Genomic DNA, 9,597 nt, shown 5'->3' on the forward strand with positions numbered 1-9,597 from the left:
GATGATCGATGGGGACGATCACGACGAAGCGCGGCGCGATCCTGAGGCGCGCACGGAGGAGGGGGCTCCACCAGCCGAAGAATCCCGCACTGACGCGGGTGACACGACGGTGGACGATCGGCCCGAGGAGGCTGCCCGGCAGGATCATTCCGATCCGGCGGTTGACGCGCAGGCTCCTGCCGAAGAACAGCCCGCGATGGAACTGGAGGCTGGCTCCGACGAGGGGGGGACGGTTGCCAATACTCCCGATGAACAATCGGAAAACCGGAACGATATGCCGGAATCTCCCGAAGAATCCGCAGTCGGCGACGAATCCGAAGGGACGGCCGAAGCCGAAACGCTCGCCGAAGATGGAGAGTTCGACGGCGCTGCTCTCGACGAGGAAGAAGACGAGCACGCTTTCGAAGGCGAAGATCTGGGCCTGGTGAGCGACGACGACGCCCTGCCGTGGCTCGAATCCTCGGACTACGAAGAGATCGAGAGCGTCGATGCGTGGAGGATTACCGGCTTTGTCGTACTTGGCTTGGTCGTGCTCGCCTTGCTGGTTGGAGGAATCTGGTACTTCACCAGTCGCAGCAACGACGGCACGCCGCTCGCCGACGGCAGCACGATCGAAGCGCCGGAAGGCCCATACAAGGAACGTCCCGAAGACCCCGGCGGCAAGACATTCGAGGGCACGGGCGACATGGCCCCCGCAGTCGGCGATGGCGAAACCAGAGAAGGGCGCCTTGCGAAGAGTTCCGCTACGCCCGAGCCGGTCGCCAGGGCAAGCGAGGAGCCGGCGGCAAAGCCCGCTCCCGAGCCAAGTGCTTCGAGTGGGCAGGACAGCCGGATAGCGGTGCAGGTTGGCGCCTATCGCGACGAAGCGACTGCGGAGGCGGGCTGGCGTCAGCTCTCTCGCCAGACCGACGCGCTTTCCGGCGTGAAATACCGGATCGTGAAGGGCGAGGCCGATATCGGCACCGTCTACCGACTGCAGGCCTTGCCGGGTGACATGGCCGCCGCACGCCGCCTGAGCGATGCGCTCAAGGCTGACGGTGTGGCAAGCCAGATCAAGCAGTAAGCGATAGCCGGGCGGGCGAGCACTCGCCCGGCTTTCCACCGTCACGGATGGCCAAGTGCTTGCCGCGGGTGTGTTTTCCCGCCACCTTCCCATTGTCATGACGCCAGCAATCTTCGGCTGTTCCGGCCTCGAATTGACCGCCGACGAACGCGCGTTCTTCCGCGAGGCCGACCCTGCGGGCTACATCCTGTTCAAACGAAACTGCGAGAGCCCCGAACAGCTGCGCCGGCTGACGGACAGCCTGCGCGAAATCCACGGTCGCGATCGGCTGCTGGTCTCTATCGACCAGGAAGGCGGGCGGGTCGCCCGGCTCGGTCCGCCAGCTTGGCGCAAGTGGCCTGCACCTGCTCGCTTTGGCGAACTGTTCGAACACGCACCCGCATCGGGCATCGAGGCGATGCGTCTCAACAGCGAGGCGATGGGGACGGAACTGGCGGCAGCCGGAATTACGGTCGATTATCATGCGCCGTGCGATGTTGCGCGGTCCGAAACCGATGATGTGATCGGGGACCGCGCGCTGGGTGCTGAGCCGATGCAGGTTGCCGCCCTGGGGCGGGCGATCCTCGAAGGGATGGCCTCTGCGGGTGTCGTCGGCTGCCTCAAACACATGCCGGGCCATGGTCGCGCGACCGCCGACAGCCACAAGGACCTGCCCGTGGTCGAGGCGCCGGATGCGGACCTGAAGATCGACACTGCGCCCTTTGAAAGCCTGGCGGGTCGCGCGACGGTTGGCATGACGGCGCACATCGTGTTCACCGATTGGGATGCGGATCGACCCGCCACGCAATCGCCCTGGGTGATCGAGAACATCATCCGCCAGCGGATCGGCTTCGACGGACTGCTGATGACCGATGATATCGACATGCAGGCGCTCGATGGAAGCATCCCCGAACGATCGGTGCGTGCGTTGGACGCAGGGTGCGACCTGGTGCTGAACTGTTGGGCCAAGCTCGACGACATGACCGGCATCGTCGAGCGTTGCGGCCCTATACGCGAAGAAAGCGCGGCGCGGCTGGAGCGTGCGCTCGCAAGCGTCGACATCCCCGCCGAACCTGCAGACATCGATGCGCTGGTCGCCATGCGCGATGCTCTGTTTACTGCAGCCGGGCTCTCGCTGTGACGGACTTGCCCGAGGGCGGCACCGTGGCCGACTTCGCCGATCTCGATGGAGCGGGCGGCGAATGGCAGGGAATAGCCGCATCCACTGCACGCGATGAAACCGCATTGAACCTTTCGCTGGACGGTTGGGAAGGGCCGCTCGACCTTTTGCTGGAGCTGGCGCGCAAGCAGAAGGTCGATCTACGGCAGATTTCGATCCTCGACCTGGTGGACCAGTATCTCGAATTCATCGACGGTGCGGAGCAGCTGCCGCTCGAAATCGCAGCCGATTATCTCGTGATGGCCGCTTGGCTGGCATACCTCAAATCGGCGATGCTGCTACCCAAGGACGAGCAGGAAGACCCGAGCCCCGAGGAACTGGCGCTTCGCCTCCACCTGCGGCTCCAGCGGCTGGGTGCGATGCGAGAGGCCGCAAGCCGCCTGATGGCGCGCGATCGCGTAGGTCGCGACGTCTTTCTACGCGGTGCGCCGGAGGGATTGCGAATCGATCGCTCGATTGCCTGGCAGGCGGACTGGTACGGTCTCGTCCGCGCCTACGGACAGGTGAAGGCACGCAATGCGCCTGCTTTCCATACCGTGCGGGACCGGCAGGTGATGACGCTGGAAAGCGCGCTGGATCGTGTGTCGGGAATGCTCGGGATGAGTCTGGACTGGTTGGAATTGCGCGAGTTTCTTCCCCCCGGTGCGGATGCCCGGCTGCGCAAGTCCGCGATGGCGAGCAGTTTTGTCGCCGCGCTCGAACTGGCCCGCACGGGTCGCGCAGAGCTCTCGCAGGACGATATCTTCGGCCCGCTACGCTTGCGGCGGGTGCGGGCGAGCGCATGAGCCAGCCCGAATCCCTCGACCGTGCGCTGGAGGCCGCGCTGTTCGCTGCGGAGGATGCGCTGACGGTCGATCAGCTGGCCACCTATCTCGGCGATGTGGACAAGGGCGAATTGCGCGATGCTCTCGCTCGTCTGGCCGAATTCTACTCCGACCGGGGCATCCATCTGGTAGAGCGAGCGAAGCGCTGGCATTTCCAGACTGCGCCCGATTGCGCCCACCTGTTGCGCAAGGAACGCGAGTCGCTGCGGAAGCTGAGCCGCGCAGCGACCGAGGTCCTCGCGATCATCGCCTATCATGAACCCGTCAGCCGCGCGGAGATCGAATCGATACGTGGCGTGCAGACATCCGGCGGCACGCTCGACGTTTTGATGGAGGCAGGCTGGGTGAAGCCGGCTGGGCGCCGCGAAGTGCCAGGTCGCCCCGTCATCTACGCGACCACGCCCGAGTTTCTCCGCCATTTCGGGCTCGAATCGCGGCGCGACCTGCCAGGCATCGACGAATTGCGCGCCACCGGCATGCTCGATCCGGTCGACGATGCGTTCGAGGCGGAAATGGCAGAGGCAGGATCCGCCGACAGTGTTGGCGAGAGTGACAGCTAATCAATACCGCCCACGCGGGTCGCGTCTGGAACTTGCCTTGCACAATCCCTATAGCGATCCCACTCAAGGTTGAGCAGGCTTACGCAGAAGGCGCTTATGTTCGGACAAGTCGGTATCTGGCAGATTCTCATCATTGCCGTGGTTATTCTCGTTTTCTTCGGGAGAGGCCGCGTTTCGGAAATGATGGGCGATTTCGGCAAGGGCATCAAAAGCTTCAAGCAGGGCCTGAACGAAGAAGAAAAGAAGGACGCGGATCAGCCCGCTGCGCGGATCGAGGGGCCGAGCCACGATGCGAAGCCCGCAGGTGAGACTGTGAGCGAGAGCAAACCGGCCGAACCGACCGACCGCGCATCCTGATCGCAAAAGGCACATCCTCCATGCGCGATACGTGCCATGTTTGACATCGGCGCTGGCGAACTGCTGGTGATCGCGATTGCCGCGATTCTCGTCATCGGGCCCAAGGACATGCCTATGGCGCTGCGGACTGCCGGTCGCTGGATCGGGCAATTGCGGCGCATGTCCAACCATTTCCGATCGGGGATCGATGCGATGATCCGCGAGGCCGAAATGGAGGAGATGGAGAAGAAGTGGCAGGAACGTAACGCTCAGATCATGCGCGCGCATCCCAATGAAGAGATGACCCCGCTTCCGGCTCCTCCCCCCGATGGCACGCCAGGCAGCGAATCTTCACATGACCCGTCGGCCGATGATCCCGCACCGGCAGTTCCATCCGCGTCGGCAGAATCGCGCGTTGCCGCCCCGACGGACAGGCCGGCAGACGGGGAAGAGCCGCAACTGCCTCTCGGCGGGGACGCCTCTGAAGATGCATCCCCAGCAAAGAAGGGCGAGGCCTGATATGGGTGTGCTGCGCGATATCGACGAAACACAGGCGCCTCTGATGGACCATCTGGCCGAGCTTCGGACGCGGCTGCTGCGATCGGTCTTCGTCCTCGCGATCGCATTTGGGGTATGTTTTTATTTCGCCGATCCGATCCTGGCTTTCCTGGCCCGCCCGCTAGCGAACGCCTTTCCAGACGGCCAAGGCAAACTGGTTTACACCAAGCTGTACGAAGTCTTCTTCGTAGAGATGAAGGTCGCGCTGTTCGCGGCCTTTTGCGTCAGCTTTCCCTTCATCGCGAACCAGCTGTGGGCCTTCGTGGCTCCGGGCCTCTATGCGAAGGAAAAGAAGGCCTTCCTTCCATTCCTGATTGCCACGCCGGTACTTTTCCTGACGGGCGCGAGCCTCGCGTACTTTGTCGTTATGCCAACGGCCTTCCGTTTTTTCCTTGGCTTTCAGGGAAATGCGGGCGACTTGGCAATTGAGGCACTGCCGAGTGCAGGCGATTATCTGAGCCTGGTGATGCAGTTCATCCTGGCGTTCGGGGTGTGCTTCCTGCTGCCCGTCCTGCTTCTGTTGCTGGAGAGGGCGGGGCTGGTTTCCCGCAAGGCGCTGTCGAAGGTCCGCTCGTACGTTGTGGTCGGGGTGCTCGCCGTTTCGGCCGTGGCGACCCCGCCTGACCCCGGATCGCAGCTGATCCTCGCGGTGCCGCTCTACTTGCTATTCGAGGGCTCGCTTCTTTTGATGCTGATCCTCGAACGTCGCGAGCGCAAGCCTGACGGTGAGGATGCTGGAGCATCCGATCCGGTCTGAGTCCGCAGCTGCGGGCTTTCAGAATCCGCTGCTGGTGGGTTGCATCCTATAGGTCGCGATCACCGGTGCAGTGGTGACGAGCGAGGAAGACGAAGGCGCGGAGCTTGATCATTCGATCGAGTCTTGTCGGCTCCAGAAGGGCGTTACCCAGCATAAAAAAGGGCTCCCCGAGGGGAGCCCTTCGTGAAATCTCTTGGTACGACCAGCTTATGCGCTGGTCGGGACGTCATCACTGCCGTCAGCAGCGATGATGATGCCCGCGATGATCGCGGCGAGGGCAAGGATACCGAGCACGATGCCGGTTCCAGTCGCTTCGCTTTCACCAGCAACCGGAGCGGCCGCACGATCCAGATTGACCTCAGCGATTGCAGGCGCAGCGGCCAGAGTCAGTGCAGCGGCACCGGCAAGAATGTTGCGAGCTTTCATCTATAGTCTCCTAGTGGCCCCTGACCACGTGATTCGTGTCTCGATACCATCTGGCCGAGTTGGCCGTTCTTTACAAGTCGAACGGGCAAGGCAGTTGGCCACGACCGCGAAGGTGTAGCGAAATGGCAACGCGTGAAGGGGGTGATCTGTCGACGCGAGCCACCAGATCAAATGTGCAAATCCCCCGCACAAAACGAAAAGGGCCCCCATCAGGGAGCCCTTCGTGTAACCTTATCGGCTGAAGCGCTTACGCGCTGGTCGGCACGTCGTCGCTGCCATCAGCGGCGATGATGATCCCCGCGATGATCGCGGCGAGGGCCAGGACACCGAGCACGATGCCGGTCCCGGTTGCTTCGCTTTCGCCAGCCACCGGAGCCGCCGCACGGTCCATCTGAACCTGCGCGATTGCAGGAGCGGCTGCCAGCGAAAGAGCTGCTGCACCGACGAGAACGTTGCGGGTTTTCATATTCAATATCTCCTAGCGCGATTTGCGAGGTAAAACTGTTCGGGCCGACTACTGATCGAAAAGTCGTCCCATTACAAGACCAAAGGTCGACGGGCGTTATCGTTCCAAAAAATGTTGCCTCGCGGCAACGCTTGTATCTCCGGTGCTTAGCGCCAGAGCGTCCTGAGAATTGCTGCACATGCTAAGCAAGCTCCTCCCCATGTGCAATATGCAATCCTCCCGGTATCGCAAAGCAGGCTCGTTTCATCCCATCACGGACGGTTTGGCGTGTCGGCAGCTTACCGAGGCGACCTGGGTCCGGCTAGCAAGGCCGTGTAAAGAAAAGGTTATCCGTCGTTCTCTCACACGTGATGCCGACATCGATCCCTCACTCGCCGCGGCGGTACATCCTTTTTCCTCCGACCCATGTTTCGAGAACCTGCGTATCGCGAATTTCTTCGGGGCGGATGCGGGCGATGTCGCGGTCGATCACCACGAAGTCCGCCTTCTCTCCTTTCACAAGTCGGCCAAACCGCCCTTCGGCAAAGCCGGCATAGGCGGCATCGCTCGTGAAGCCACGCCACGCATCCTTGCGAGAGAGACGTTCTTGCGGGAACCAACCTCCGGGCGGCAAGCCGTCGCCGTCGATCCGTGTCATTGCGACGGCCATGCCAACGAAGGGGTTGGCCGATTCGACCGGAGCATCCGATCCGAGGGCCAGCCTTGCGCCTGCGTCCTTCAGGCGCTCCCAGGCGTAGGCTCCGACCAGACGATCCGGCCCGAGCCGGGCCTCCGCCATGATCCGGTCGGACGTCTGGTGGACCGGCTGCACCGAGGCGATGATGCCGTATTCACCGAAACGCTCGATATCTTGCGGCGAAACGATCTGCGCATGCTCGATGCGCCAGCGCCGGTCGCCATGATAGCTCTCCGACAGCTCCTCGATCGCGGAAAGAACCTCGGCATTGGCCGCATCTCCGATCGCATGGACGGCGACCTGATAGTTTTCGAGCGCTCCCCTGCTCATGAGGTTGCGCAGTTGCGTGTCGGTCAGCAGGGGCAGCCCGGTATTGCCGGGATCATCCGAGTAGGGCTCTTTCAGCCATGCGCCGCGCGATCCCAGCGCGCCGTCGAGATATAGCTTCACCCCGTTCAGCCGAAGCTTGTCATTATATAGCCAGGGAGTTGGGCCGGTCCCGCCGATTACTTCCATGGCTTCCGTGCCAGCGGCATAGGCCATGATCCGGATCCGCAACTGATCGGTATCGCCCGCACGGCGATACGTCTGCCAGTCGAGAAGGGTGGTGCCCATGTCCGCGGCGGCGGTGATACCCTGGGAAAGCAGGATCTTCTGCGCGGCCTGCAAGGCTACATCGCGATCCGCGGCACGCGGCTCGGGGACGACCTTCTGGACAAGTTCGGTGGCCCCGTCGATGAATACTCCTGCAGGAGCCCGATTTGGTAGGCGCTCGATCCGGCCGCCCGCCGGGTCGGCAGTTTTCGCGGTAACGCCAGCTGCTTTCAGCGCCAGCGTATTGGCCCAGGCCGCATGGCCATCGACGCGTTCCAGGAAGACGGGCCGGTCGCTCACCGCGCTGTCCAATTCCTCAGCGGTCGGAAACCGTCCAAGGCCCCACTTTTCCTGATTCCAGCCACGCCCGAGAATCCACGGACGCCCGGGGTTCTCGCGAGCGAACCGTTCGATCAGCGCGAGCGCTTCCTCCAGCGATTCGGTTTCCGAAAGATCGAGCGTGAGGGCGCCGAATCCGATGCCCATTACGTGCAGGTGCGCGTCGATCATGCCGGGAACGATGATCTGGCCTTTCATGTCGGAAAGGTATGTCGGACGCTCGGGCCGCTTGTCTCGCTTGTCGAGCACCTCGATGATGGTTCCGTCATCATCGACCCACAGCCCGGTGAAATGGTCGATGTCGCCATCCTCGTCGATGCGTACTCCGTCGACGTTGTCGATCAGGACATCGGCTTGTGCGGCGGTGGGGAAGGACGCGGCGCAAAGGAGGGCAAGCGCGGAAACGGAACGGAGTTTCATCAGGGAGATCGACTTTTCTTTACAGGCGGGTTCGGCTGCACGGTTACTGCCAACGCGCGGTGCTGCCAATGGCTCGCCTTGCGAGGCGATTTCGCGTCGGTCCCCTGCAAGGCGTCACATCTTGTTGCCGAGGCGGAATTGCGACGATAGGCGTCCCGCATGACACGCCAGGCACATAACCCGCTCGACCAGTTGACCATCGATCACGTGCGGGCCGCGCATGCGCGCATCGGCGATGCGATCGTGCGTACCCCGATGCTCAGGTCGAAGACGCTGTCGGAAATTGCCGGGGCCGATATCTGGCTTAAGTTCGAGAACCTTCAGTTTACCGCCGCCTACAAGGAGCGCGGTGCTCTCAATGCGCTGCTGCTGATGGATGAGGAACGGCGCCAGCGCGGTGTTATCGCGGCCTCGGCTGGCAACCACAGCCAGGGCCTTTCTTACCACGGCACGCGGCTGGGCGTTCCCGTCACGATCGTCATGCCCAAGACCACGCCTGCGGTGAAGGTGATGCAGACCGAAAGCGTTGGCGGCAATGTCGTTCTCGAAGGGCAGACCTTCGATGAGGCCTACGCCTATGCTCGCCAGCTTGAGCAGGAACGCGGGCTTACTTTCGTCCACCCCTTCGACGATCCGGATGTGGCTGCGGGGGCGGGCACTGTCGCGCTCGAGATGCTTGAAGATCAGCCCGATCTCGATTGCATCGTCGTGCCGATCGGCGGGGGCGGGCTTATCAGCGGAATGGCGACCGTCGCCAAGGCGATCAATCCCGATATCGACGTCGTGGGTGTCGAGGCGGCGCTGTTCCCCTCGATGCACCATGCGCTGTCGGGCCAACCGATGCCGGCCGGCGGCGACACGCTGGCGGAGGGGATCGCAGTCAAGGAGCCGGGCACGTTCACGCGCGAGATTATCAGGGAACGGGTCGACGATATCCTGCTGGTGGGCGAGCCCGATCTCGAGGGCGCGGTCGCGCTACTGCTGCAGATAGAAAAGACGGTTGTCGAAGGTGCGGGGGCGGCGGGTCTTGCCGCGGTGCTGGCCAACAAGGAACAGTTTGCGGGCAAGCGCATCGGCTTGCCCCTGTGCGGCGGCAATATCGATTCCCGCCTGCTGGCCACCGTGCTGCTGCGTAACCTTGCACGCGAGGGGCGCCTTGCGCGCCTGCGGATTGCGCTGAAGGATCAGCCCGGGGCGCTGCACAAGGTCGTCAGCCTGTTCGAACGGCACAACATCAATATCATCGAGGTGTACCACCAGCGCGTGTTCACCAAACTGCCGGCGAAGGGCCTGATCACCGAGATCGAGTGCGAGGCCCGCAACAAGAGCCAGGTCGATGCGCTGATCGAGGACATGCGCGGCAACGGCTACGACGTTCACTTGGTCGAGCTTGCTTGACCCGTTTCGCCACAGATGTGC

General features: G+C 62.9%; 11 protein-coding genes. 8 read left to right on the forward strand and 3 right to left on the reverse strand.

Annotated features, from left to right (window positions below; translation table 11 throughout):
• The first annotated feature begins 1 nt into the window (after position 1).
• The 7 genes from AAG591_RS01065 to tatC all read left to right on the forward strand — a co-directional run bounded on the left by AAG591_RS01065 (position 2) and on the right by tatC (position 5,257).
• Positions 2-1,063, forward strand: a complete 1,062-nt coding sequence (locus AAG591_RS01065) for an SPOR domain-containing protein (protein ID WP_342529050.1) — start codon at positions 2-4, stop codon at positions 1,061-1,063.
• A gap of 97 nt (positions 1,064-1,160) precedes the next feature.
• Positions 1,161-2,183, forward strand: coding sequence for a beta-N-acetylhexosaminidase (gene nagZ / locus AAG591_RS01070; protein WP_342529051.1), 1,023 nt, complete (start codon positions 1,161-1,163; stop codon positions 2,181-2,183).
• Complete coding sequence (locus AAG591_RS01075; RefSeq protein ID WP_425341621.1) at positions 2,180-3,007, forward strand: segregation and condensation protein A; 828 nt, start codon at positions 2,180-2,182, stop codon at positions 3,005-3,007. Before nagZ ends, AAG591_RS01075 begins: the two co-directional genes overlap by 4 nt.
• A complete protein-coding gene (scpB, locus tag AAG591_RS01080) occupies positions 3,004-3,606 on the forward strand; it encodes an SMC-Scp complex subunit ScpB (RefSeq protein ID WP_342529052.1) in 603 nt (200 codons plus the stop codon). Before AAG591_RS01075 ends, scpB begins: the two co-directional genes overlap by 4 nt.
• A gap of 96 nt (positions 3,607-3,702) precedes the next feature.
• Positions 3,703-3,963 (forward strand): twin-arginine translocase TatA/TatE family subunit, encoded by a 261-nt coding sequence (tatA, locus tag AAG591_RS01085; RefSeq protein WP_342529961.1) that lies wholly within the window; start codon positions 3,703-3,705, stop codon positions 3,961-3,963.
• Between the two features lie 36 nt (positions 3,964-3,999).
• Complete coding sequence (tatB, locus tag AAG591_RS01090) at positions 4,000-4,461, forward strand: Sec-independent protein translocase protein TatB (protein ID WP_342529053.1); 462 nt, start codon at positions 4,000-4,002, stop codon at positions 4,459-4,461.
• Position 4,462: 1 nt separating this feature from the next.
• On the forward strand, positions 4,463-5,257 hold the full coding sequence (gene tatC, locus AAG591_RS01095) for a twin-arginine translocase subunit TatC (protein ID WP_342529054.1): 795 nt from the start codon (positions 4,463-4,465) through the stop codon (positions 5,255-5,257).
• A 207-nt stretch (positions 5,258-5,464) separates the two neighbouring features.
• Here the strand turns inward: tatC and AAG591_RS01100 are convergent, their stop codons facing one another.
• From AAG591_RS01100 to AAG591_RS01110, 3 genes are all read right to left on the reverse strand, one after another.
• Entirely contained in the window at positions 5,465-5,683 is a 219-nt protein-coding gene (locus AAG591_RS01100) for a hypothetical protein (RefSeq protein ID WP_342529055.1), read from the reverse strand.
• Positions 5,684-5,930: 247 nt separating this feature from the next.
• On the reverse strand, positions 5,931-6,149 hold the full coding sequence (locus AAG591_RS01105) for a hypothetical protein (RefSeq protein ID WP_342529056.1): 219 nt from the start codon (positions 6,147-6,149) through the stop codon (positions 5,931-5,933).
• A 367-nt stretch (positions 6,150-6,516) separates the two neighbouring features.
• Positions 6,517-8,178, reverse strand: coding sequence for an amidohydrolase (locus tag AAG591_RS01110; RefSeq protein WP_342529057.1), 1,662 nt, complete (start codon positions 8,176-8,178; stop codon positions 6,517-6,519).
• 159 nt (positions 8,179-8,337) lie between these two features.
• Here AAG591_RS01110 and AAG591_RS01115 point away from each other — a divergent pair, with 159 nt between their 5' ends.
• Positions 8,338-9,576 (forward strand): threonine ammonia-lyase, encoded by a 1,239-nt coding sequence (locus AAG591_RS01115; protein WP_342529058.1) that lies wholly within the window; start codon positions 8,338-8,340, stop codon positions 9,574-9,576.
• The last annotated feature ends 21 nt before the right edge of the window (positions 9,577-9,597 follow it).

The sequence above is a fragment of the Citromicrobium bathyomarinum genome (genome assembly GCF_038594485.1).
GTDB classification, from domain to species: Bacteria; Pseudomonadota; Alphaproteobacteria; order Sphingomonadales; family Sphingomonadaceae; genus Alteriqipengyuania; species Alteriqipengyuania bathyomarina_A.

What these genes read in the sequence shown, in the direction of transcription:
- AAG591_RS01065 (WP_342529050.1), top strand. Translation starts at nt 2, where the DNA reads ATGATCGATGGGGACGATCACGACGAAGCGCGGCGCGATCCTGAGGCG.
- nagZ (WP_342529051.1), top strand. Translation starts at nt 1,161, where the DNA reads ATGACGCCAGCAATCTTCGGCTGTTCCGGCCTCGAATTGACCGCCGAC.
- scpB (WP_342529052.1), top strand. Translation starts at nt 3,004, where the DNA reads ATGAGCCAGCCCGAATCCCTCGACCGTGCGCTGGAGGCCGCGCTGTTC.
- tatA (WP_342529961.1), top strand. Translation starts at nt 3,703, where the DNA reads ATGTTCGGACAAGTCGGTATCTGGCAGATTCTCATCATTGCCGTGGTT.
- tatB (WP_342529053.1), top strand. Translation starts at nt 4,000, where the DNA reads ATGTTTGACATCGGCGCTGGCGAACTGCTGGTGATCGCGATTGCCGCG.
- tatC (WP_342529054.1), top strand. Translation starts at nt 4,463, where the DNA reads ATGGGTGTGCTGCGCGATATCGACGAAACACAGGCGCCTCTGATGGAC.
- AAG591_RS01100 (WP_342529055.1), bottom strand. Translation starts at nt 5,683, where the DNA reads ATGAAAGCTCGCAACATTCTTGCCGGTGCCGCTGCACTGACTCTGGCC.
- AAG591_RS01105 (WP_342529056.1), bottom strand. Translation starts at nt 6,149, where the DNA reads ATGAAAACCCGCAACGTTCTCGTCGGTGCAGCAGCTCTTTCGCTGGCA.
- AAG591_RS01110 (WP_342529057.1), bottom strand. Translation starts at nt 8,178, where the DNA reads ATGAAACTCCGTTCCGTTTCCGCGCTTGCCCTCCTTTGCGCCGCGTCC.
- AAG591_RS01115 (WP_342529058.1), top strand. Translation starts at nt 8,338, where the DNA reads ATGACACGCCAGGCACATAACCCGCTCGACCAGTTGACCATCGATCAC.